The following is a 23155-nucleotide window of genomic DNA, read 5'->3' as shown; positions in this document are numbered from 1 at the left end:
CGGCGCGAGGTCCGTTGTTTCTTTTGGGGCCGCCCGTCTGGGCGGCCCTTTCTTTGTCGTCCTTTTTGACTCCCGGTATTCGTACGGACTTTGGATCTCACGTCCTGTAACGTTCTTCACTTATACCGATTATTGATAAGGTTCGGAACCGTGAAGAAAACCCTGTTCGTCCTCCTTGCGGCCTTGTGGGCCGGGATCGTCGCTGAAGGCTTCGCAACGATGCATCGGTTTGACTCGACTCCCGGCCCTGTCGTCTGGGCACCGGTGCCGCCCCAAAGGGCGACGGGCCTTTGGAGGATCGTCGTCGTCGGGACCGTAGAGTGTCCGTGCACGACTTCGACCATCGAAGCCATCGGAATGGCCTCGGCCGCGTTCCCGAACGATACGTCCGTCGAAATCCGGTTCATCGGAAAGGCCGGGCCCCAAGACCGTGCCTACCGCGCGGCCCGGCGGGTCCATAGTGCTCCGATCGCGACCGGCCTGCTCCAGGGTTCGCCGGAGGCGCTCGGGGCACGGACGTCCGGCCAGACCTACATCTTCGCACCGGACGGGACCTTGGCTTTCGAAGGGGGACTGACCCAGGGTCGTGGCGCTGACCTGCCCCGCCACGCGGTCGCGCTCTACGCGTCCGTGCGTAACACGACGAATCTGATCCACGCGGCCGTCTATGGGTGCCGGATCGGGGGTGAGGGGCCTTGACCGCGCTCCGACGCACGATCCGGCTCCACGAGGCCTTCCTCCAAAAGAACTATAGGGCCGTCGACGGACTTTTCCTCTGGCTCATGGGGCTGCAATACGTTGCGGCGGTCGTAGCCGCACTCACCTTGACCCCGACGACCTGGAGCGGGACCCAAAGGGTCGTCCACCCCCACGTCTGGTCGGCGCTCGTCCTCGGGGGCGTGATCACGGCCCCGGCCGTCGTCATGATCCTTGTCCGAAGCGGCTCCAAGGCGACCCAGTACACGATCGCGGTCTGCCAGATGCTGATGTCTTCGCTCCTCGTCCACTTGAGCGGCGGCCGCATCGAAACGCACTTCCACATCTTCGGATCGTTGGCGTTTCTGGCCTTCTATCGGGACTGGAAGATCTTGATCCCGGCGACCATCGTCACGGCAGGCGACCACGTGCTCAGGGGGCTCTACTTCCCCATGAGCGTCTACGGCGTCCCCACGGACGCCGAATTCCGGTTCTTGGAACATACGGGTTGGGTGCTGTTCGAGGACGTCTTCCTCTTCCTCGCGTGTCGGACGACGAGCGCCGAAGCTTGGACGATGGCGGAACGTCAGGCCGCTCTCGAAGAGACGAACGAACTCGTCGAGCAGGCGGTCAGTCGACGGACCGAAGAGCTGGTCGAGACGGTGCTCGGCAAGTCGGCCGTCTTCGAATCCGCCTTAGACGGCATCTTTGTCTTTGGGCCTGCCGGGCAGGTGATCGAAGCGAACGGAGCGGCCATCGGCATGTTCGGCCTGTCCGAAGCCGACCTCGATGGACTCACGTTCGAACAGATCTGGGCCGAATCGAGCCTGAGTGAACTTGAGGGCCGTGCGGGACGGACCGGATCCCTCGCTTGGGCCAGTGGTCGCCACTTGGAGCTTGTCGCGCGAAAGTCCACGGGTGACGTGTTCCCGGTGGAACTGGCCGTCGCCAAGATCGGCGGAAGGGGCGAAGCCCAGTATGCGGCGGTTCTCAGGGACCTCAGCGAACGGACGCGCCTTCAAGCACGGGTCCTTCAAGCGACGAAAATGGAGAGCCTCGGGCAGCTCGCCGTCGGAGTCGCCCATGAGATCAACACCCCGAACCAGTACATCGGCGACAACCTCACTTACGTCGCCGAGTCTTTCGACCGGATCGCCGACTACGTCAGGATTTGCCGGGACTTGGAGGTCGTCGGGTCCGAGGACGAGTTCCGGTCCGTCCAAGAGCGGATCGTGGGGGCGGCACGCAAGGGCGACGTCTCGTATTCTCTGGACGAAATCCCGGCCGCCCTGTCACAAGCCCAAGAGGGCGTGGCAAGGGTCGGTCAGATCGTCAAGGCGATGAAGGAGTTCGCCCATCCCGGGACGCCCGACTTGACCGCTACGGACGTCAACAAAGTCGTCCAAAACGCGATCGCAGTGACCCGTAACGAATGGAAGTACGTGTCCCAGATGTCGGACGACCTTCAGCCGGACGTCCCGATCGTACAGGGCCATCCCGGTGAACTCGGCCAGGCCGTCCTGAACCTGATCGTCAACGCCGCGCACGCGATCAAGGAGAAGTTCGACGGGCGGCCCGACGGTCACATTACGGTCCGGACGCGGTCCGACGGCCACGCCGTCGTCATCGAAGTCGCGGACAACGGTACCGGCATCCCGGCCGCTGTGCGCCCTAAAATTTTCGACCCGTTCTCTACGACCAAAGGCGTCGGGATCGGTACCGGTCAAGGGTTGAGCGTGGCCCATAGCATCGTCGTCAAGCACGGGGGCGAGCTTTCGTTCGAGACCGAAGAAGGGGCAGGGACGTGTTTCCGCGTCTCGCTCCCGATCGTACGACAGGACAAGGAGCAAGCAGCATGAACAGGATCCTATTCATCGACGACGAAGAGCGGGTGCTCGAAGGCCTCCGCCGGCTCGTCCGGATGCACTGCCCGGAGTGGGACGTCTCTTACGCGACGAACGTGGACGACGCCTTGATCGTGATCGCAGGCGGGCTGGACGCCGTGGTGACGGACTTGAACATGCCGGGCAAGGACGGACTGGACCTCTTGAGGTCGGTCCGGTTGGATCCGGCCACATCGCACCTGCCCTGCCTGGTCCTCACCGGCAACGGTGACCTTCAAGCCAAGAAGGAGGCATTGGAGAGGGGCGCCACAGACTTCCTCGACAAGCCCATCGATTTCTGGGAGCTGAGGGTCCGGCTGGAGAACGCCATCGAGCTCAAACGGTATCAAGACCTTGTGGCGGCACAGAACGACCTCCTCGACGCAAGGGTCAAGGAGACCACCCGGGACTTGGAACTGTCCCGCAAGAACGTGTTGCTCCGCTTGGCCCTGGCGGCAGAGTGGCGGGACGAAGACACCGGAGCCCACATTCTCAGGGTCGGCCTGCTGTCCCGGCTGCTCGCCGAGGAGCTCGGGTTCGACCAGGAGGCGCAGGAACGCATCCTTTTGGCCAGCCCGCTCCACGACGTAGGCAAGATCTCGCTGCCTGACCGGATCCTGTTCAAGAAGGGCCCGATCGATCCCGAGGAGCGCGAGGCCATGAAGGAGCACTGTGCGGCCGGGTTCCAGATCCTTGCGGGCGACCGAGGCGGGATCTTCTCGTTCCTGGGTATCGACGAAAAGGCCGACAACCAGAACGAGCTCCTCCATTGCGCGGCGCTCATCGCGATGACCCACCACGAGCGTTGGGACGGGACGGGATATCCGTCGGGACTGAAGGGCGAGGCGATCCCGATCGAGGGCAGGATCGTCTCCGTCGCCGACGTCTATGACGCGCTCCGCTCCAAGCGGTCGTACAAAGACGAATTTCCGGTCGAGCGTGCTGCAGAGATCGTTCAGAACGGTGCAGGGTCGCATTTCGACCCGAAGGTCGTAGACGCCATGTTGAGGAGGATCGACGATGCCGAAAGGGCGCTCGATCGTTTTCGCGATCCCGCCGTATCCCGGGCGGTCGCCGCTTAGTCGCCGACCTGCTCCGGGTCGTACAGGCACCGGCCGACGTTCTGAGCGACCAGTTCCTCCCGGATCAGGCCCCCGTCGGGGTGGTCGAACCGGCGCCAGACCTTGTTCTCGCGGTACCAGGCCTCGCCGTCCCGTCGGAACCGATGGTCGGTCTCGTAGACCTCGACCCGGAACCCGGGGTCTTTCGGCCCGAGGACGCTCCCCTCGAGCCGGCCGTCGACGATCTCCATGTGGACCATGACGTCTTGATCGGTGTCGTTCCGGAAGCGAAAGTCCGCCATGTTATAAAAGACCGTGGCCCCGCAACCGTAGGGGACCGTCCGGCCATGGTCCGGGAACAGGTCCAGGGCGTGCCGGTGCCGCTCCACGATCTCACAACCGGCCCGCAGGGCGAGCAGGTAGAGCATGTTCGACACCATGCAACAGCCTCCTCCGATACCGGCCGCCATCTGGCCGCCGTGCAGTTCGAGTCCGGGTAAGAACCCACGGCTCCGAGAGGGTCGGCCCACCAAATGGTGGTACGAGAAGACCGAGCCGGGACGGACGACGGTCCGGTCGATGGCGCCGGCCGCCAGTCGGACGTTGTTCTCCTTGCCTTTCTGTAGCTCTGGGTCCGTGTCGCTACCCCCTCGCTTCAGGGGGGACGCGTGCCGTGAAAGCTCGAACGGGAACGACTCGACCTTGCCCTTGTCCTTGGCGACCGTCCCGGATTCGGTGATCCACGACGGCCACCGTTTCATGCGGACGACTTCGATCCGGACCGCTTCAGGAACGACCCGCCTCGCCCATTGCCTTGCACCCACGTGACGATTCTAGGTCCGAGCACTCCGAATCTGGTCTCCTGAACGTCAGAATATCGGGGACACGATGAGAAGGAGCACTCCGCTCGGATTCTTGGCTGCGGTCGCGTTGTCGCTGGCGGTGGTCGTCAGTGCCTGGATGCTCTCGGGGGCCTTTGTGCAGACGCGTTCGGGAAACGTCCTGACGGTGACGGGCAGCGCCCGAAAGGCGATCAAGAGCGACTTCATCATTTGGCGCGCGGTCGTCACACAGCGGGGCCCGAACCAAGCAGCGGCCTATCAGGCGCTTAAACCGAGTATCGACAAGACGTTGGCGTACCTAGAAGGGAAAGGCGTCAAACGCGAGGAAATGGTGGTCAGCGCGGTCTCGACCCGGAAGCTGTACGCTCCTAAGGCTGCGAACACAGGCTACGAGGGCGAGGACACCATGCGCGAGATCGTCGGCTACGAGCTGAGCCAAACGGTGGAAGTGCGGTCTCCGCAAGTGGACCTCGTGGACAAGACGGCGAGAGAGTCGACGGAACTGATCTCTCAAGGCGTTCCTTTAGAGTCGCTGTCGCCCCAATTCATCTACACGAAGATCGGGGACGTCAAAGTCGAGATCCTGGCCGACGCGGCCAAGGACGCGAGGCGACGGGCGGAGGAGATCGCCAAAAGCAGCGGGGCGACGATCACAGGCGTCAAGTCGGCACGGATGTCTCCCCTCCAGATCACTCCCATCTACTCGAACGAGATCAGCAGCGACGGGATCAACGATACGTCGAGCCTGGACAAAGCCGTCACAGCGATCGTGACCATGGGCTTCAACTGCCGTTAACGGATCCCGACGGGAGCGCGCTTCCTTGGTACCGGAACCGTTCGCTTTGACTTTTTCATAAAGGGCCGATCGACGGCCGTCAAGAGCATTCAGGGATACACGACGGTCGAACTCGATTGATTCGGGCCCGTCAAGGCTTCCCGGCAGATTGGGCCTGTTCGATCTTGGCCCAGGAATCCCGCAAGGTGACCGCCCGGTTGAAAACGAGCTTGTCCGGTTTCGAATCCTGATCGACGCAAAAGTAACCGACGCGCTCGAATTGGAAGCTCTGGCCCGCCACCGCACTGCGGACGTTCGGTTCGATCCACGCGGTCGTTACGGTCAGCGAGTCCGGATTGAGGTTCGCGAGGTAGTCGTCTCCCTCTGCCACGTCGTTCGGATCAGGCTTGAGGAACAGGTGGTCATAGAGCCGGACCTCCGCTTTGACGGCCGTCGGTGCCGCGACCCAGTGGATCGTAGCTTTGACCTTGCGGCCGTCAGGGGTGTTGCCTCCCCTGGTCGCAGGATCGTAGGTGCACCGAAGTTCGACGACCTCGCCGTTCTCGTCCTTGACCACGCTTTCACACCGGATGAGGTAACCGTAGCGGAGACGGACTTCGACGCCAGGACTCAGTCGGTAGTACTTCGGCGGCGGCACCTCTCGGAAGTCGTCGCGGTCGATGTAGATCTCACGGGCGAACGGCACGAACCGCGTACCGGCGTCCAGGTCTTCGGGGTTGTTGACCGCTTCTAAGTCCTCGACCTGCTCTTCCGGGTAGTTCGTGAGAACGACCTTTAAGGGGTTCAAGACGCCCATCAAACGACCGGCCGACTTGTTCAAGACCTCCCTCAGGCAGTCTTCAAGCTGATAGGCCTCGTTGGTCGAGTCCGCCTTCGAGACGCCGACCCGACGGCAGAACTCACGCACGGCTTCCGCCGTATACCCGCGTCGGCGGAGGCCGGCCAACGTGGGCAACCGCGGATCGTCGTAGCCCTGGACATGCCCGCCCTTCACGAGTTCGACGAACTTGCGCTTGCTCATCACGGTGTACGTGAGGTTCAGCCTTGCGAACTCGATCTGGCGCGGTCGGTAGACGCCCAGCTCTTCCAGGAACCAGTCGTACAACGGTCGATGGATCTCGTACTCGAGGGTGCAGAGGGAGTGCGTGACGCCCTCGATCGAGTCTTCCAGTCCGTGTGCCCAGTCATAGCTCGGGTAAACGCACCACTCGTCGCCCTGCCTGTGATGGTGGGCGTGGCGGATACGGTACATGACCGGATCCCGCATGACGATGTTGGGCGAAGCCATGTCGATCTTCGCCCGCAACGTCTTCGCACCGTCAGGAAACTCGCCGGCCCTCATCCGGTCAAAGAGGTCCAGGTTCTCCTCGACGCTCCTGTCCCGGAACGGGCTGTCCGTTCCCGGCTTGTTGAGCGTTCCCCGCGACTCCCGCATCTCTTCGTTCGAGAGGTCGCACACGTAAGCCTTACCCTTCCGGATCAGTTCGACCGCATAGTCGAACATCCGGCCGAAATAGTCGGACGCGAAGTAGAGCCGGTCGCCGAAGTCGGTCCCCAACCATTTCACGTCTTCGATGATCGCGTCAACGAACTCCTGCTCTTCCTTAAGCGGGTTCGTGTCGTCGAACCGAAGGATGAAGAGGCCCCCGAAGTCCGCCGCGACCCCGTAATCGATCCAAATGGCCTTGGCGTGGCCGATGTGGAGATAGGCGTTGGGTTCCGGCGGGAACCGGGTCACGACGGACTGGAAGCGCCCCTCGGCCAAGTCTTGCTTGACCGCTTCACGGATGAAATCGGTCGGGACAACGGCTTCGGGACAGGCTTCGTGGTCGGTCATACCCATGGTCGCTCAGGGTCGGGGAAGAAGAGGGCTCCGAAACGGGGCCTTCATCGACAGGATACCTGGGGTGCCGGTCTGCCCAACGGCCTTGAAAACCAGCCTGCGACGAGCCATAATCGAACTTGGACTGCCCGATCGTCTAACGGTAGGACACCGGTTTCTGGTACCGATAGTTGGGGTTCGAATCCCTGTCGGGCAGCCACGTTCTTTCAGCCAAGGCCCCTTGTCGGGCGAGCGCCGGACTAGGTTCCGGACAGGGCCACGGGTCTCGTGGCGCCGGCATCTGGCAAGCCGGCTACTCAAGCGCTTTCGTACAGGCTTCTTGGCCGTATCTCTGACAGGGCCCTCGAGACGACGGACACCCTAGACCTCGGTCACATCGACCAGCGGGCCGCCCAAAAGGTCAAAATCCGGCTCCACGCCCAGGCCTGGCGCGGTCGACGCGGCCATGCGGCCGTCTTTCCGTTGCGGCGCCCCTTTCGCGTTTTGGACCGTGACGTAGCTGTTAAAGTCCGTCGACGTGAAGAGGAGGGGGGTCGGAGTGCTGTGCGCCAAATGGGCGATGGCGGCGGTCGTCACGTCGCCGCCCCAACTGTCTTCGATCGTCATCGCGATCCCCATCGACGCACAGAAGTCGCGGGCTTGTCTCGCTTTGGTCAAACCGCCGAACTTACTGATCTTCAAATTGACGACGTCCGCAGACCGGTGCGACGCGACCCGGACGAGCGCGTCAAGGCTGTCGACGACCTCGTCCAGGACGAACGGCAGCGTCGTGCGCTCCCGGACCGAGCGGCACTCCTCATAGCTCGGACAAGGCTGCTCGATGTAGACGTCGACGTCGCGGACGGCGTTGACGACCCTGATCGCTTCGTGCACCGTCCAACCGGTGTTCGCGTCGGCGACGAGCTTGTCGGTCGGCGAAAGGACGTCCCTGACCGCCTTGATCCGGGCAATGTCCGTGTCGGGATCGCCTCCGACTTTGAGCTGGAACCGACGATAGCCCTCCGACCTGTAGCCATGGACGTTGGCGGCCATCTCTTGTGGCGCGACCTGCGAGATGGCACGGTACAGAACGAAGTCGTCCCCGTAACGGCCACCCAGAAGGGTGGCGACCGGTTGGCCCGTCGCTTGTCCAAGAATGTCCCAGCAGGCGATGTCGATCCCCGACTTCACGTAAGGGTGACCCTTCATCGCGCGGTCCATCACGTCGTTGAGCACCCCCGTCTGTCGGGGGTCCAGACCGATCACGTGGGGGGCTAGCTCTTGCAACCCGGAGCGGACTCCCGCCGCATAGGCAGGCAGATAGAACGGCCCTAGGGGGCACACCTCGCCGTGGCCCGCAAGGCCAGAATCGGTCTCGACCCGGACGATCGTGCTGTCGAACACGTCGACGGACTTGCCGCCCGACCACTTATAGGAGCCTTCCTTCAGCGGCAGGTCAATCCGGTACGCCGCGATCCGCGTGATCTTCATCGGGTCGGTCCAGGTTACCGGAAGGAGCGGCGGCAAGCCGTCAGTCGGGTCGCTCGAGGGCACCGTCGGGCGGGTCTTGCCAGAAGACCCTTCGTGTCGTCGTCCTCCCCGGATCTTCGACGTACAGCGTCAAGAACCGGCTGTTCCAGTCCGCGACCTTGCCGAGCGAGAGCCACCGCCACATGGTCTTGGCCCACTTCCAAGGCTTGGACTTCCGGCGGAGGGTCGGAACGTTTCGGACGGCGTGCCACGCCGTGTCGAACCGCTTGTCGCCCAGAGGCTCGTCCAAGGCATCCAGAAGGTCGAGGTGCAACCGCAGTCCTTCGGTAAAGAGCGGGATCCCGGAGTCGTACGCCGCTCCGAGGAGGTGGATCGAACAAGTCTGTCTGAGCTCTTCGTCCGACAGTCCGCTGGGAAGAACGAGGTCTTTCGCGAACCGAAGCTGGCGGATCCTCGATACGGGCACGGACGGGTTCTGGGAGACCGCGGCCAACAGCAGATACGCGTCCGGTAGGGCCGGAAAGCCGTCGGCAAGATTGCCGAGCCATTCGAGGACGTTGGTGATCCGTCCCGTCTTCAGCATCGCGTAGGCGCCCCCCGTCGCTGCCACGGGGTCGGCTTCCTTTTCGCCCAGCAGCCGTTCCGCGACGTCTTGGCTGATCGTCCGGGCCGCTTCGTATTGTCCCGCGGACTGATACGCCATGAGGCCTTCGAACGACGCGTTCAGCGTGACCATCGAAACGCACAGAGGGTCTGGCTTGTTCCGGGGACCAGGTGCACCGGCGGGCCGAGGGAAGAGCACGGCCCGCATCGGCACGTATGGCGGCACCAGGATGCTCCGGACAGGAACTTTGGGACCTCCGACGGCCAGCGCCCTCACGAAGCGGCGAGGCGGCAGTTCCACTCGCGCGACCAGGCCGTCGGTCGCCTCGGGACTGAGCCACTCCACACGCATCGGCGGACCGATCGTCTCCAAGGAAGACGGGGTCCAAGTGCCGTCAGAATCCCGGTCCAAGCACCTGACGAACAGTCTGCCAGGATCCTTCGTATCGGACCGAAGGGCTAGGCCGACGATCGGCCGTGTGGCGACAGCGGTGTTCAGCGCGGCACCTGGAGACCGGAGTTCGGGCGAGAGGTCGACGGTCTGAGCCTCCGCCTCGAGGTCGACCGTCCGGCTCACCTTCTCGCCGTTCGGGAGGACCGTTTCGACCAGGTAACGCCCGCTCTCGACGTCGTGTCCGGTCAAGCTTCGAGTGTTCAGAGGCACCATCTTCGGCTTACGCCGTGCCTTCCTGTCCAGGTTCACGATCCGGACGGCGATCGTAGCGTCGACTTCCGGCCCCAAGTCCGCATGGAGGTTCAACTTCGGCATGTCACTCCAACTCCGCGACCAGGACGGGGGGTTTAGCGTAAAACTCCCGCCGCGTCCCGAGTGCTAAGGCACCGTCAAGCCACATCGTGCACCGCCCCATCTTCAACGTAAACCGGACCGGCTCGGGAGCAGGTCCATGGGTCTCCGTCGCGCCCGAGGAATCCGTACAGACCACTCTTGTCGTTTCGAGGACGCCAGAAGGTTCACCGTAAACCTTCGCGCAGACCCTTGGGTCGGGAACGCGCAAGAACGGCACCTTTGCCGCGTTGTTGCCGTCCAGCTCGACGTAGCCGCCGCCGAGGCCCATCTTGCGAGGGTTCGATACGTCCCGGACCGAAACGCCGATCGAGTCCGTCGTCACCATCCATTGGTTTCCCACTTCCTCGGCCCCGTACATCTTGAGGCAGTCGAGCAGGGTCGTTGCGAAGCGGCTCAGTCCGCCCTTGTCACCGAACGACTGGGCGTTCGGGCTCGTGCTGCGTGCGATCGGCATCGAGCTTTCGGAAGCCGCCGACATCCGCGCATTGACGAGCTTGGACGCGCGGTCTCGGGGGAACTTCATCCAGGAGTCAAGGGTATTGCGGCACGCGTCGAACCAGTACACCTGTGTCTTCGCCGCGCACGACCTCATCGCGCGGTAGAACTTGTCCGAGTTGCAACAGTGCTCGTAGAAGTCCCGGTTCTGCTTCCCGAAGTCTTCAAAGAGAAGGAGGCTTTCTCCAGAATCGGCGTCGAAGAACCCGTGGCCGCAGAAGTAGAAGACTCCGAAGTTATCAGGATGACGGTCCAGGGCAGACCGCCACGCGTTGGCGTCTTCCGTCGCGTTCTCGAACGTCGCCGCTCCCACTTCGACTTCGGGGCCGACACCGGGCGCGAACGGGCCGGGGCTCAGCAACAGGCGCAAGGATCCTAACGGCCGAGAGAGTCGGGCCTGATTGTCCAGGAACCAAGCGGCCATGGCCGACGCCGACGCCGGAGGAGACGACAGTCGTTCGAGATCCGCAGCTTCGGGATAGAAACTCCCTTGGGGCGCATCGACCACTGCTTCGCCAGGGCGACGCATATAACGGTAGTCGCCGACCCCGACGAGGAAGATGTGCGTGGCGGGTTTGTCGGCCAGTCCGGCGTCTTCGTAGACGAGGCTCACACGATCCCTCTGTCCTTCAAACGTTGACCGAGCCGCGAATAGAACGACGGTCGCGAGAAGTAGGACGAATGCGCCGTGACAAGGGACGCTCCCGTATCGAACTGATAGTCGTCGGCGCCTGCGAATACCGGGGAAGCCTTAAAGCCCAAGGGATCGGCGAGATCGAAGACGTTCAGCCAATAGTCGACGGTCGATGGTACGGGGAGTTTCTGAGGAGGCGCGACCGGAGCGTAGGCCGCGATGTCTTTGACGTACAGGTCCATCGTCTGGAAGAACGCGACCTGCGATCCGACCGTGACGAACGCGTCGACTTTAAAGCCCTCAGGGAGGGCACCGGCTTGGACGTAGGTCGACAAGACGTCGAACATCACGGGGCCCCCGAAACTGTGAGCGACGACGACGAGCTTTTCACCGGCTCGACGATCGTCCCAAGCGGACCGGAGCGAGGCCACGACTTCCGAGGTGATCGCGTTCTGGGACGTCGGAGTATCGGGCCGTTCCGCGAGGTAACGGCAGGTGTCACCCAGGAAGCCGACCGCAGACGTCGTCAACCGGCCTTTGAACTCGAGCATCGCCTTGTCCGAAGCGGCGTTTATGACCGATCCCCAGACACCATTGATACCGGACCGCACGCCGTCCAGGAGGTCGCGCCACCCGAAGGCTTCCTCGGAGGTCCCGGCACGGGACTTCAGGAACACGTCCAGTTCCGACACGAGCCGGTTTTGGAACTCGGTGTCGTTCCGGACCAGGAACAGCCATTCCCACTTCTCTGCGACGGCATAGTCGTGCAACGCCGCAGCGAGTTCCGAAAACTCGCGCGGGTCATAGATCGTCCGGTCCGCGGCGATCGCGATGTCGTCGGCTGCCTGGACCTGGTCGCGCATCGCCGTCCGCAAGAGCTGCGTCCCGGTCCCACCGCTTCCGGACGCGGGGTCGAACGCGAACAGGGCCTTGCCCGCAGCCGCTCCGGCACCGAACGTCTCTGTTCCTGTGGCCCTCGGAACATACGATCCTTGATAAGCGTCGTTTCCGCCGAACCGCCCCCAATAGGGGTTGAAGTAGTCGCTCTCTTGGGTCGATGGAAAGGACAATTGCCGGAACAGGGCCGTCCGCTTAGCGACGGAACTGTCGAATTCGTGCTCGTGCCCTTCCCTACGAGTAGCGACGCCGTGGACGAAGACGACCTTCATAACGTTCGTTCTACCATAGGGCGCGGGCTCCGGCCTTCCCGACGAGCTTCGCCCGAAAGGGCAGACTCTTTAAAGTTTCGTCAGTTCGAGCTTTCGGAACTCGACTTCGGTCCCTTCGGCTTGGAGGGCGATATGGCCGGACGAAGCGGTCGCGCGGTCGCCGTCGTTGACGAGGTCGCCGTTCACCCAGACCTTGACCGTCGATTTACGGCACTCGATCGTCATCGTGTTCCAATACTTCAGCGGTTTTTCTGACCCGTCGGTCAAATTGACGATCCGTCTCGCCTTGTCGCCGTCGACGCCCCAGTCCGCTTTCGGCCCGCGCCTCTTTTCCATGTCGGGGACCGTGATGTCTTCACCGATACACCAGAAGTCGCCGGCATCCCCGCTTTGGAGCTGCACTTCGATGGATTGCGGGAACATGCCGTACAGCCGCCTGGGCTTCGAAGCATGGACGAGGACTCCGCAGTTGCCGGGCTTGTCGACGAACCGGTACTCGAGCCGCAGACGATAGTCGTGGAAGGACTTGTCCGTGATGAGGTGCCCGCCCGGCGTGCCAAGGCTGACCAGAACACCGTCGCGGACGACGAACGGTTTTCGCGCATCAGGGTTTTTGTCCCTTTCCGGCACGTCCATGTGCCAGCCGCTGAGATCGCGGCCGTTGAACAACGCTTCGGTATCGTGGGGCGCCGCCGCCAAGAGCACTGCGAGTCCGACCATCGTCCTAGTCTACTGCGACAGAGCCGTCACGATCCCGAAACCGCGAACAGCCCGCCGGAAACGCGGGGACATCCTTGCGCACCGATCCGCAGGTCCAGGACGGCCCCTTTCGGTGCGGTACCCGATACGCGCAGACGATGGATTCCGGCACCGAGCCAAGCCGGCGCGAACTGTTGCTTGTCGGTTCCGGCCGTCAACACTTTGAGCCCGCTGATCTGCACGGTCGCCTTGGTATTGGTCCGGATCTGAACCTGGTACAGATCGGCCCGGGGTGCCTGGAACAGCCCGTCCAATACGAACTGCTGGTCCGGTCCCGTGGCCAGGTTCGCCAACCAGTTTCCGTCGATCGTGTCGGCCACGACGTGCGCCCCCCCGCCCGCGATGGCAAGTTTGAGCCCGCGCGTCGACGGCATTCCGCTTGACGACCCTTGGGCCGCGATCTCCGGCGCAGGGTCCACTTGGACGGTGACGGGCAAGCCTTGGACTTCACGGTCTTCGCCGTCAGGCCCCGCCACGATTGCGACCGGGACGAGGACCACCGTTCCGAAGCCGGTCTGGGTCGTCGCAAGATCCGCGGCACACCGTTCCCCTTGGGACTTGGCCATGGTCCGGCCAAGGTGCCGGATCTCGACGGACTTCGCCCCGGGACAGGCCGCGACCGCGTGGACGGGGCTTCCGAAGGCGACTTTCGCCGCGTCGACGGTCAGGACCGCCGACTGACCGTCACCCGGAACGTGGACCGTCTTCGAAACCCGGATCCGGGGCTCGGACGGGGCTTTGCCGACCGCGACCACCGTCACGTCATGGACTCCGCCGGACAGTGAAGAAGGATCGAGCGGGAAGGACGCACCGTCCGACACGGTCGATTTCAACCGACCGTCCACGTAGAGCTCATAGGCAGCGACGGAAAACCCCGGATCGCTCGGTGGCCCGGCCTTGAAATCGAGCTTTGCGTCGATCGACTGTCCGTTCGTCAGACCTGTGAGCGGCATCTCGACGTTCGGGCACCATGGCTTGCACATAGGGTCGCCGACCACGAGAAGCTGGTACGGACCGGTCAGCGAAAGGTAGAACGACTCCGCCAACGTGAACCCCTTCGCGTATTCCAGGTGGAGGAACGGGGTCGGAAACTTCTCTTGGAGCGCGTAAGGTTCGGTGACCGTGCCCGACGAACCGGAGGCGCCTGCTCGGATGAAGTCGGTACACGGCGTCTGGCCTCCGCGTTCCGAAATGATGCCGCCCAGGCTTGTCAAGTGCTCAGCGATCGCTCCCGGGACCATTTTGCTCTGGCTCGACGCCCAGTCGAAGTCGGCGATGCCGATCATCGCTCCTGCAACGTCGGCGTGGCCCCTAGGAAGGACGCCGTCCTCGACCGCGCCCGCGACGCCGACGGACTTCAATGCGGCGACAGCCGGGGCGAAGCCCCACTCTCTCGTGGTCGACCGGACGTCGCCGTTCTTCAAATAGTAGACCGTGCCTTTCGGCGCCGTCCCGTCCGCTTTCAGGGAGCGGCGGAGGCATTCCAAGACCTCCATGACCGAGTTCCCACGACCGCACGTCACCCCTAGGAACGTCGACAGCATGTAGTGCGGGCCGGATTCGCCCGAGACTCCGGCCTCAGACCAGCCGGACCTCGATCGGAAGCCCGTTCCCGGCTGCATTTCGACCTTGGCCGAGCGCATCTGCGCGACGAGGGCTTGGAAGTCCGAACGTCCGGCCAAGGGCTTCAGGTCCGGGTCAGAAGTCGCTTGGCCTGCGTTCCGGTAACCGGCCGCGACGGCTTTTTGCAGGGCCCCGACGGCTTCGTCAAGACGGCCCGCCAACGAAAAGCAGCACGACAGGTTGTAACCGATGTTCGGATCCGTGCGGGGGATCCGGAGCAACTTACTGAGGGCGACGGCCGCAGGCATGTACTCCTTCTTGTCGTACAACCCCATCGCTCGGCCGTATTCGGCCTGCTCTTCAGAGCTCAGCGGAGTCCCGGTCGGAAGCGGGAGCAGCCGTCGGGCGTATCGGTTGATGTCCAGCCGCAAATAGTCCGGATCCTTTTTGACCACCCACTCGTGAAGATAGGTCAGACCGTTCGCCGATGCGACCGGGGTGATGACTTGGGGAATCGTCCGGCCCGACATGTCCGCGCTCACGACGGCGGCATAGGGCAGGTCGACGCTGTAGGCCACGCAATCGATCTGACCCCAAAGCCCTCTCGATTTCAGCGTGGCGAACGTCGGTGCCAAGACTTCGTCCCGAAACTTCTGGACGTCGGTCACCTCCGCGTTCGAAAGGCCGTTCAGGACGACGAAGTTGCTCCAAGGGACGCCTCGGAGTTTCGCGTATTCGTTGGCGACTGAAAGCGACGCCCAACTGTCGCCGTTGACGACGACGGCCACGTTTTCCGGTGCCAGACCCGCTTGGGCCGGGACGGAGAACGATCCGACGAGAGCGAGAGCGACGAAGTCGAGGAGGTGAGATCGCAAGACTGGAGGCTACCCGTGGACGATGCAAGACAGAATGGTAAGCGATGACCAGGGATCCACTGAGCCGCGTCCGTCATGCGTTCGCCGCTATGGCCGACGTCGTCGAACGTCCGAGCCATGGCGAACCCGCCTGGTTCTATCGCGATAAGCGGCAGATCGCAATGTGGGCCGACCACCACCACGACGATCGGGTCGCCCTCTGGTGCGCCGCGCCGCCTGGCGTCCAGCAAGCTCTGACCGAATCAGAACCCGAGCGTTACTTCCGTCCGCCGTACGTCGGCCATAGGGGTTGGATCGGTATCGACTTTGGCGCGGACCCGGATTGGGACACGGTCGAAACCCTCGTGTCGGACGCTTACCGACTGATCGCGTCGAAGCGCTGACACTCGGACCTCGGTCGCGACCGGGCTGTCCCCATAATGAAAGCGTGACCCTTGCGTTCGTCGCCGCATTCGCCATGTCCGACAGCAACTCCGTCCTCGACCGGTTACCTTCGACGCCTTCGAGCCGCCACTACGATGGCCGCCGTGCGCCCCTCTCCGAGTCGCCCGTCATGAAGCTGCCGACAGGCGCCGTCCGCGCGGGAGGTTGGCTCAAGGTCCAGCTCGACCTTCAGCGAGAAGGGTTTTCGGGACGGTTACCTGAGATCAGCAGGTTCCTCGATCCGAAGAACAACGCATGGATGGGGACAGGCTCGGGCGAACGGGCGGGATGGGAGGAACTTCCGTATTGGCTCAAGGGCCAGGTATCGCTCGCCTACGTGAGCGACGACAAGAAGCTCATCGCCGAGATCCAGCCGTGGATCGAAGCGACGCTGAAGAGCCAAAAACCGGACGGATGGTTCGGCCCGGAAACGAACAGGAAGACCAAGCTTGGGACGCCCGACCTCTGGCCGAACATGCTCATGCAGTCGGTGTTGCAGACGTACTGCGAAGCGACCGGCGACAAGCGGGTCGTACCGTTCCTTCTGAAATACACGGACTATCTGGCCTCGCTCAGTGAGAAGGAACTGATCGATCCGCGGCATTACTGGCACTACCACCGCGTCGGCGACCAACTCGCGAGCCTGGTCTGGCTCTACGACCGCACCGGAGAGACCAAGATCCTGGGTCTTGCCGCGCGGTTCCACAAGGCGAGTTCCGACTGGGTCGGCGGCGTCGCCAACCGCCACGGCGTCAACTTCGCCCAAGGCTTCCGAGAGCCCGCGACATGGTCCGTGTTCTCGAAGTCGCCCACGGACTGGAAGGCGACGGAACGCGACCTCAAGGCGTTCCGCGACGAGTTCGGCCAAGCACCTGGCGGGATGTACGGCGCCGACGAGAACGCCCGTGACGGAAAGACCGATCCTCGGCAGGCGGCGGAAAGCTGTGCCGTCGTCGAAATGATGTTCTCTCACGAGCTGCTGTTCCTGTACAGCGGAGACCCGTCGTGGTGCGACAAGGCCGAGGACGTCGCCTTCAATTGGATGCCCGTCACGATGACGCCGGACCTCAAGGCCCTTCGCTATCTCCAATCGCCGAACATGGCGGTTTCGGACAGTGGCTCCAAGAGTCCGGGGGTCGAAAACGGTGGCCCGATGTTCCTCATGGACCCCAACGACCACCGGTGTTGCCAGCACAACGTCGGCATGGGATGGCCGTACTTCACCGAGCACTTATGGACGGCGACTGCAGGCGACGGACTGCTTGCATCGATCCTCGCACCGAGTACGGTCAAAGCCAGGGTGGGCGACGGCACGACGGTCACGATCGTCGAAACGACCGACTATCCGTTCGACGAGACGGTCCGGTTCAAAGTCGACGCACCGAAGCCGGTGGCGTTCCCGCTGTCATTGCGGATCCCAGCGTGGTGCGACGGGGCGAAGGTCAGCGTCAACGGAAAGAAGCTCGCGCTCGCGCCGAAGGGCGGACAGTTCGTCCGCATCGACCGCACGTGGCGGACGGGTGACAGCGTCGAACTCACGCTGCCCATGTCCGTCGAAACTCAGACTTGGCCGGCGCGGCCTGGCACGCTTAGTGTCAGCCGCGGGCCGTTGGCGTACTCGCTCCGGATCGAAGAGGAGTACAGCAAGGTTCCCCGCACGAACGGATGGGACGCCTACGAGATCCTTCCGAAGTCGCCTTGGAACTACGGTCTGACGTCTACGAAACCAAGCTTCAAGGTCGTCAAGAAGGCTCTGAAGCCGGGCGTGCAGGCGTTCGACCTCCAGAACGTCCCCGTCGCGCTGACGACCACGGCCCGACGGATTCCCGAGTGGAGCTTCGACATGTACGGATTGACGTCGACGCTTCAAGAGTCGCCCGCCCTTTCGAAGGAGCGCGACGAGCAAGTGACTTTGGTGCCGATGGGTGCGGCCCGACTCCGGGTCACCGTCTTCCCGACCGTCACGTCCGGCCCGAAGGGCCACAAATGGGTCAAGCCGCGGGAGGCCCGAAAGCCGATCCCGACGACCTACTCCCACCGCAACTGGTGGGACAGCGAGGCCGCGCCGAGCGACGGTTTGCTTCCCGGCTCCTCCGACGACGAGGACATGCCCCGCTTCACGTGGTGGGACCACAAAGGGACGGAAGAGTGGCTCCAGTACACGTTCCCGGCCGACCGCACGTTCCAGACGTGCCGCGTCTATTGGTTCGACGACGGGGACCGGGGCGGCTGCCGGGTGCCTGCGTCGTGGAAAGTGCAGGTCAAAACGGACGGGACTTGGACGGACGTCGCGGCGGAAGGCGCCTACCCGGTCGTGAAAGACGGCTGGTCGGAGGTCAAGTTCCGTCCGGTCGGCGGCCGCGAGATCCGGATCGTCGCCCATTTGAAACAGGGATTTTCGTCCGGCGTCCTCGAGTGGGAAGTCGGTTAAGTTCGAGACGCCCGACTAAGGACGCCCCCCACCGTTGGCCCGTAGTCCCGCGCGCGACTGTGCCCGCGATGCCGGTTGGCCATAGAGTTCAGGGTTCAGATATGTCCCCCGGTACACGTCCGGCTTCAACGGCTCGGCGGAATGACCCGTCTGCCTGACCCACTTGTCGTTCCGGACCGCCTCGATCCGCCAAGAGACATCGACCCCCGGCTTGCTCGTCCGAATCCTGAACCTGCCGGCCACGACCCGCTGCACGACCTTGACGAGCACGAAGTCTTCGCTCGAATCGACCACCGTCAACTGGTATTCCGGATCGGTATTGACGCTTTCGTAGTAGTCCGGGAGCTTGACCCAAGCGTAGCCTTGCCCGTCCGTCCGGACATGGCCCGTGTAGACGTTCCGAGGTTCGGGGCCTTCGGCGCAATAGTGCTTCAAGTAACGGTTCTCGGGGTCGAGCGGGTGGTCGATGATGAACGACTTCGTACCGGTCGCGGCCTGGTTCCCTTCACAGAACACGCCGAACCCGTTGGGACTGAGGCACTTCCCGTGGACTCCGAACCCCGCTCCCGAATTCGGCACGATTCCGAGAACGCCTTCTCCGTTGATCGTGCTCCGGCTCTCGCCCACCACGCCTTTGCTGAAGCCTGTCGTCTTCGTGGCCAGTCCCTGCAGGGCGAAACCGCCCGTGGAGCCGGTCGTAAAAGAACCGCCGGGAGCGTCTCCGGTCGTCGCACTGTTGGCACCGATGACCGAAGCGATGGTCGTCGAGCCGTTGAGCCCGAGAACGCCGATCGCTGAGGTCGAAATCCCGACGACGGCGTTCCCACCTTGCGACGTCGCGGAAACGGCCACCCCTTGGGTCACGGAGGACAAGAGTCCGATACCGTTCGTCGCCTTAGCGTGGATCCCCGTACCGTTGTCGCTCCTTGACTCGCCGACGATCCCCGTGGCTGGACCCGTCATCGCTGTCGCCGTCGCTCTTAACGCCGTACCGTTGGGGCTAGCCGAGCTGAACGATCCGCCAAAGGTCGACCCGCTCGCCGCAATGTTGTTGCCGACGACCGGGATCGTCGTCTGCGAACCTTGTTGGACGAAGACCTGCCCGGCTCGGAGCGTCCCCGTGATCGTCGCATGGCCGACTTGAGACGTGCCTGGAGTCGTACTCTGCAGGAAGACGTCGCCGACGATCGCCTGGACTCCTTGATCTTGTGCGACCGCCACGCCCGCCAAAGTCAAGACCCCCAGAGAGACGACGATCAGTGTGTTCGTGCGCATGGGCGCATCGTAGCGGGCAAAAGGGGACGTCACACCCACACTTTCGTCAGGGTTCGGGGCCAGGCGGTCTGGTCGAGCCCCTCGTGTAACAGGCTCCCGGGGCCGGAGCACCCTCGCCGGTACACTCCCGTCCATCATGGACCGCGGAGATTTCAACGTCGCAATCCCCCAAAACGAGCCCGTCTTGACGTACGGCCCCGGCACGAAGGAGCGGGCTGAAATCAAGGCCAAGCTCGCAGACCTCAAGAGCCAAGCGGTCGATGTACCGATGTACATCGGCGGGCATGAGGTCCGGTCCGGAGACACGAAAGACCTTCGCCCTCCCCACGAACGCGCCCACGTCCTCGGCCGGTTCCACGCCGGTCGGGCCGAGCACGTCTCCCAAGCGATCGACGCGGCGCTTAAGGCCCGCCACGACTGGTCGAGGACGAGTTGGGAGAACCGGGCTTCCATCTTTCTGAAAGCGGCGGACTTGATCGCGACCAAGCACCGTCAGTTCATGAACGGCACGACGATGCTGGGTCAGAGCAAGAACGTCTATCAGGCCGAGATCGACAGCGCGTGCGAGATCATCGACTTCCTCCGGTTCAACGTCCGGTTTCTGAGCGAGATCTACCGCAATCAGCCGATCAGTTCGCCGGGCGTCCACAACCGCACGGAGTACAGGCCGCTCGAAGGGTTCGTCCTCGCGATCACGCCGTTCAATTTCACCGCGATCGGCGGGAACCTTCCGACCAGTGCCGCACTTTGCGGCAACGTCGTCGTCTGGAAGCCCGCGAACACCCAGATCTATGCCGCACAAGCGTTCATGAGGATCTTGCATGAGGCCGGCCTTCCCGACGGGGTCGTCAACCTCGTGTATCCGGACGGCCCGACCGTCGGTGACGTGTGTTTCGGACACCGAGAGTTCGCCGGAGTGCATTTCACGGGTTCGACCGGTGTCTTCAACCACATGTGGAAGACCATCGGCGCGAACGTCGCCAACTATCGCACGTACCCCCGGATCGTCGGCGAAACAGGAGGAAAGGACTTCGTGATCGCACACAGGTCGGCCGACCCCGCCGTCGTCGCCACGGCCCTTTTGCGCGGGGCCTTTGAATACCAAGGGCAAAAGTGCTCGGCCGCTTCCCGGGCCTACCTCCCGTCCAATATCGCGGACGAGGTGCTGGAGAGACTCGTCGAAGGCGTGAAGTCTTTCAAGATGGGGACCGTCGAGGATTTCTCCAACTTCATCAATGCGGTCATCGACGAAAAGAGCTTCGACAACATCATGCGGTACGTCGACGGGGCCAAGGCTGACCCCGATGTCGACGTGCTCGTGGGGGGCGGAGGCGACAAGACCGAGGGCTTCTTCGTACAGCCGACCGTCCTCAAGTCCCGAAACCCGAAGAGCACGACGATGTGCGAAGAGATCTTCGGCCCGGTCTTGACCGTTCACGTGTACGATGCCGAGAAGTTCGACGATGCCTTGGACCTGGTCGATTCCACCTCGCCCTATGCGCTGACCGGAGCCGTAATCGCCCAGGACCGATCGGCGGTCGAAACGGCGCTCGACAGACTACGCGATGCCGCGGGCAACTTCTACATCAACGACAAGCCGACAGGAGCGGTCGTGGGCCAGCAACCGTTCGGGGGAGCCCGGTCGAGCGGGACGAACGACAAGGCCGGGTCCAGCTTGAACCTGATGCGGTGGCTGAGCGCGAGGACCGTTAAGGAAACCTTCGTTCCGCCCACCGACTACCGGTATCCCTTCCTTCAAGAACCGTAATCCTGCCGGGATTGTCCGTCAGCCTGCGTGTGCCTGTCGCGACCGGCAGTGTCCGGCGTCGTAGAATGGGACAGGCTCCCTTGAGCCCACTCTTAGTTGCCTGGAAGGAACGTATGTCCCGGACTCTTGCTCTCGCCTTCGTCGCCTCCGCCTTGCCCTCATTGGCAGGCGCCCAGCTCCGCGTCTCGACCTGGTCGGTCGGTTCTCTTGTCCAACCCGTCGCGGTCGTCCAGCATCCAACCGACCCGCACGTCCAGTTCATCGTCCAACAAACCGGAGCGATCCTTGTGGCCGTAGACGGGAACGTCTTGACGACCCCCTTCTTGACCCTCAGCGTGTTGAACGGCAGCGAGCGGGGACTTCTAGGCCTCTGCTTCGACCCCGACTATGCGACGAACGGTTACTTCTACGTCAACTACACGCGTCCGGGCGTCTACATGCAACTGTCCCGATTCAGCCGCGACCCGATCGATCCGCTTAAGGGCGATCCGACGTCCGAGGCCAAGATCCTGCGGACGCAACGGCCGTTCTCGAACCACAACTCCGGTACGGTCATGTTCGGCCCCGATCGTATGCTGTACCTTCCGACCGGAGACGGCGGCAGTGGCGGAGACCCCGCCAACCGCGCCCAGAACCCCAACGAGTTGCTGGGCAAGATGCTCCGGATCGATCCTCGGTCCGACGACTTTCCTGGCGACCCGGAGGCGAACTACCACGTTCCTCCTGACAACCCCTTCCTGGACAGCGATCCGATCACGGCCCGAGGGGAGATCTGGGCGTTCGGTCTTCGCAACCCTTGGAAGTTTTCGTTCGACGATCCCAAGTGGCTGGGCACCGGCGCGATGCTGCTACCGGACGTCGGACAGGGCGCCTGGGAGGAGTTCAACTACGAACCCGCCGGAAAGGGGGGTCGGAACTACGGGTGGAGCCGGTTCGAAGGCTTTGCGATCTACGACGGCAGCCGCAACTTGGCCTACCAGCCGCATACGACGCCCGTCCACGCATACGGCCACGGACTTGGAATCGCGATCACGGGCGGATACGTCTACCGAGGTCTGGAACTCGGCCCGGAGTTCTTCGGCAGGTACTTCTTCGCCGATTACGGCACCGGGCGATTGTGGTCTGCCGGGCTCGTTCTGGACGGAGCCGGAGAGGCGACCTTGGGCGACGTGAAAGAACACACGTCCGAACTCGGGGCTTCGATCGGCAATCCGTCGTCGATCGACGTAGACGAGACAGGCGAGCTGTACCTTTGCGACGTCGGATCGAACCGGGTCTTGAAGCTGTACCGGGCCGACTCGGCCTGGCTGACGGACGTCTCGCGCGCCGACGGCCTCATCACGGACGGACAAGTCCGATCGCTCGTCGCCGCTGACGGCAAGACCTTACGGATCGTGCCGTTCTCGCCCGTCCAATCGCCGACCAAAAAGACGACGACGGTCGTCGGGTTTAAGACCAATAAGACCGGTGCGGCTTCCTTCGTCCTGGACATCGAGGCGAGGATGAGCCAGAACCTCAACGTCCCGACCGTCGTGAAGGTCAAGAACTGGACGAGCGGCGATTACGACACAGTAGACTCGTTCTCTCTCAACGGGACGATGAGCCTCCATACCTCGACGTTCGCCTCGGCCGATCACGTCCGGGCCTCTGACCAAAGGATCGAAATCCGGATCGAAACCTCGTACACCGGCCCCGTCTTGGCCGCCGCTTTGGCGACGTTGATCGAACGGGCGACCTGTACGCCCCATTAGGACAAAGAAG

General features: G+C 63.2%; 17 protein-coding genes and 1 tRNA gene. 9 read left to right on the top strand and 9 right to left on the bottom strand.

Annotation, left to right across the window (positions count from 1 at the left end; all coding sequences use genetic code 11):
- Positions 1–150: 150 nt before the first annotated feature.
- Genes JST30_07605 through JST30_07595 form a run of 3 tightly spaced genes read left to right on the top strand, consistent with a single transcriptional unit; the run spans position 151 to position 3661 of the window.
- A complete protein-coding gene (locus JST30_07605; protein ID MBS1714188.1) occupies positions 151–699 on the top strand; it encodes a hypothetical protein in 549 nt (182 codons plus the stop codon).
- Positions 696–2555 carry a PAS domain S-box protein gene (locus tag JST30_07600; GenBank protein MBS1714187.1) on the top strand — a complete coding sequence of 620 codons (1860 nt, stop codon included), beginning with the start codon at positions 696–698 and terminating at the stop codon, positions 2553–2555. The genes JST30_07605 and JST30_07600 overlap by 4 nt, the downstream gene beginning before the upstream one ends.
- Positions 2552–3661 carry a response regulator gene (locus JST30_07595; protein MBS1714186.1) on the top strand — a complete coding sequence of 370 codons (1110 nt, stop codon included), beginning with the start codon at positions 2552–2554 and terminating at the stop codon, positions 3659–3661. Before JST30_07600 ends, JST30_07595 begins: the two co-directional genes overlap by 4 nt.
- Here the strand turns inward: JST30_07595 and JST30_07590 are convergent.
- Positions 3658–4464 carry a VanW family protein gene (locus JST30_07590; protein ID MBS1714185.1) on the bottom strand — a complete coding sequence of 269 codons (807 nt, stop codon included), beginning with the start codon at positions 4462–4464 and terminating at the stop codon, positions 3658–3660. The genes JST30_07595 and JST30_07590 overlap by 4 nt on opposite strands.
- A gap of 64 nt (positions 4465–4528) precedes the next feature.
- Between JST30_07590 and JST30_07585 the strand changes: the two genes are divergently transcribed.
- Positions 4529–5278 (top strand): SIMPL domain-containing protein, encoded by a 750-nt coding sequence (locus JST30_07585; protein ID MBS1714184.1) that lies wholly within the window; start codon positions 4529–4531, stop codon positions 5276–5278.
- A 130-nt stretch (positions 5279–5408) separates the two neighbouring features.
- Here the strand turns inward: JST30_07585 and JST30_07580 are convergent, their stop codons facing one another.
- Positions 5409–7115, bottom strand: coding sequence for a glutamine--tRNA ligase/YqeY domain fusion protein (locus JST30_07580; protein ID MBS1714183.1), 1707 nt, complete (start codon positions 7113–7115; stop codon positions 5409–5411).
- 131 nt (positions 7116–7246) lie between these two features.
- Between JST30_07580 and JST30_07575 the strand changes: the two genes are divergently transcribed.
- Positions 7247–7320, top strand: a tRNA-Gln gene (locus tag JST30_07575).
- A 161-nt stretch (positions 7321–7481) separates the two neighbouring features.
- Here the strand turns inward: JST30_07575 and JST30_07570 are convergent.
- From JST30_07570 to JST30_07545, 6 genes are all read right to left on the bottom strand, one after another.
- Positions 7482–8591, bottom strand: a complete 1110-nt coding sequence (locus tag JST30_07570) for a mandelate racemase/muconate lactonizing enzyme family protein (GenBank protein ID MBS1714182.1) — start codon at positions 8589–8591, stop codon at positions 7482–7484.
- A gap of 40 nt (positions 8592–8631) precedes the next feature.
- Positions 8632–9963, bottom strand: coding sequence for a hypothetical protein (locus tag JST30_07565; GenBank protein ID MBS1714181.1), 1332 nt, complete (start codon positions 9961–9963; stop codon positions 8632–8634).
- Position 9964: 1 nt separating this feature from the next.
- Positions 9965–11110, bottom strand: a complete 1146-nt coding sequence (locus JST30_07560) for a caspase family protein (protein ID MBS1714180.1) — start codon at positions 11108–11110, stop codon at positions 9965–9967.
- On the bottom strand, positions 11107–12300 hold the full coding sequence (locus JST30_07555; protein ID MBS1714179.1) for a hypothetical protein: 1194 nt from the start codon (positions 12298–12300) through the stop codon (positions 11107–11109). Before JST30_07555 ends, JST30_07560 begins: the two co-directional genes overlap by 4 nt.
- Before the next feature lie 69 nt (positions 12301–12369).
- Complete coding sequence (locus JST30_07550) at positions 12370–13020, bottom strand: DUF1080 domain-containing protein (GenBank protein ID MBS1714178.1); 651 nt, start codon at positions 13018–13020, stop codon at positions 12370–12372.
- A gap of 26 nt (positions 13021–13046) precedes the next feature.
- Positions 13047–15497, bottom strand: a complete 2451-nt coding sequence (locus JST30_07545) for a hypothetical protein (GenBank protein MBS1714177.1) — start codon at positions 15495–15497, stop codon at positions 13047–13049.
- A gap of 44 nt (positions 15498–15541) precedes the next feature.
- Here JST30_07545 and JST30_07540 point away from each other — a divergent pair, with 44 nt between their 5' ends.
- Entirely contained in the window at positions 15542–15880 is a 339-nt protein-coding gene (locus JST30_07540) for an MmcQ/YjbR family DNA-binding protein (GenBank protein MBS1714176.1), read from the top strand.
- Between the two features lie 44 nt (positions 15881–15924).
- A complete protein-coding gene (locus tag JST30_07535) occupies positions 15925–18351 on the top strand; it encodes a glycoside hydrolase family 127 protein (GenBank protein MBS1714175.1) in 2427 nt (808 codons plus the stop codon).
- 15 nt (positions 18352–18366) lie between these two features.
- On the opposite strand, the gene JST30_07530 is transcribed toward JST30_07535, so the two are convergent.
- A complete protein-coding gene (locus JST30_07530; GenBank protein MBS1714174.1) occupies positions 18367–19626 on the bottom strand; it encodes a hypothetical protein in 1260 nt (419 codons plus the stop codon).
- A 136-nt stretch (positions 19627–19762) separates the two neighbouring features.
- On the opposite strand from JST30_07530, the gene pruA reads away from it, so the two are divergent.
- Positions 19763–21394 (top strand): L-glutamate gamma-semialdehyde dehydrogenase, encoded by a 1632-nt coding sequence (pruA, locus tag JST30_07525; protein ID MBS1714173.1) that lies wholly within the window; start codon positions 19763–19765, stop codon positions 21392–21394.
- A 113-nt stretch (positions 21395–21507) separates the two neighbouring features.
- Positions 21508–23145 carry a PQQ-dependent sugar dehydrogenase gene (locus tag JST30_07520; protein ID MBS1714172.1) on the top strand — a complete coding sequence of 546 codons (1638 nt, stop codon included), beginning with the start codon at positions 21508–21510 and terminating at the stop codon, positions 23143–23145.
- Positions 23146–23155 lie beyond the last annotated feature (10 nt).

The sequence above is a fragment of the Armatimonadota bacterium genome, assembly GCA_018268395.1.
In the GTDB taxonomy this organism is placed as follows: domain Bacteria; phylum Armatimonadota; class Fimbriimonadia; order Fimbriimonadales; family Fimbriimonadaceae; genus JAEURO01.
The sequence above is the reverse complement of the archived record's forward strand: the minus strand, read 5'-3'. Positions and strand labels throughout refer to the sequence as shown.

Bases quoted from the DNA above. Each gene is read 5' to 3' on its own strand.
- pruA (MBS1714173.1), top strand. From the start codon at position 19,763: ATGGACCGCGGAGATTTCAACGTCGCAATCCCCCAAAACGAGCCCGTC.
- JST30_07520 (MBS1714172.1), top strand. From the start codon at position 21,508: ATGTCCCGGACTCTTGCTCTCGCCTTCGTCGCCTCCGCCTTGCCCTCA.
- JST30_07550 (MBS1714178.1), bottom strand. From the start codon at position 13,020: ATGGTCGGACTCGCAGTGCTCTTGGCGGCGGCGCCCCACGATACCGAA.
- JST30_07585 (MBS1714184.1), top strand. From the start codon at position 4,529: ATGAGAAGGAGCACTCCGCTCGGATTCTTGGCTGCGGTCGCGTTGTCG.
- JST30_07580 (MBS1714183.1), bottom strand. From the start codon at position 7,115: ATGACCGACCACGAAGCCTGTCCCGAAGCCGTTGTCCCGACCGATTTC.
- JST30_07540 (MBS1714176.1), top strand. From the start codon at position 15,542: ATGACCAGGGATCCACTGAGCCGCGTCCGTCATGCGTTCGCCGCTATG.
- JST30_07595 (MBS1714186.1), top strand. From the start codon at position 2,552: ATGAACAGGATCCTATTCATCGACGACGAAGAGCGGGTGCTCGAAGGC.
- JST30_07565 (MBS1714181.1), bottom strand. From the start codon at position 9,963: ATGCCGAAGTTGAACCTCCATGCGGACTTGGGGCCGGAAGTCGACGCT.
- JST30_07530 (MBS1714174.1), bottom strand. From the start codon at position 19,626: ATGCGCACGAACACACTGATCGTCGTCTCTCTGGGGGTCTTGACTTTG.
- JST30_07555 (MBS1714179.1), bottom strand. From the start codon at position 12,300: ATGAAGGTCGTCTTCGTCCACGGCGTCGCTACTCGTAGGGAAGGGCAC.
- JST30_07570 (MBS1714182.1), bottom strand. From the start codon at position 8,591: ATGAAGATCACGCGGATCGCGGCGTACCGGATTGACCTGCCGCTGAAG.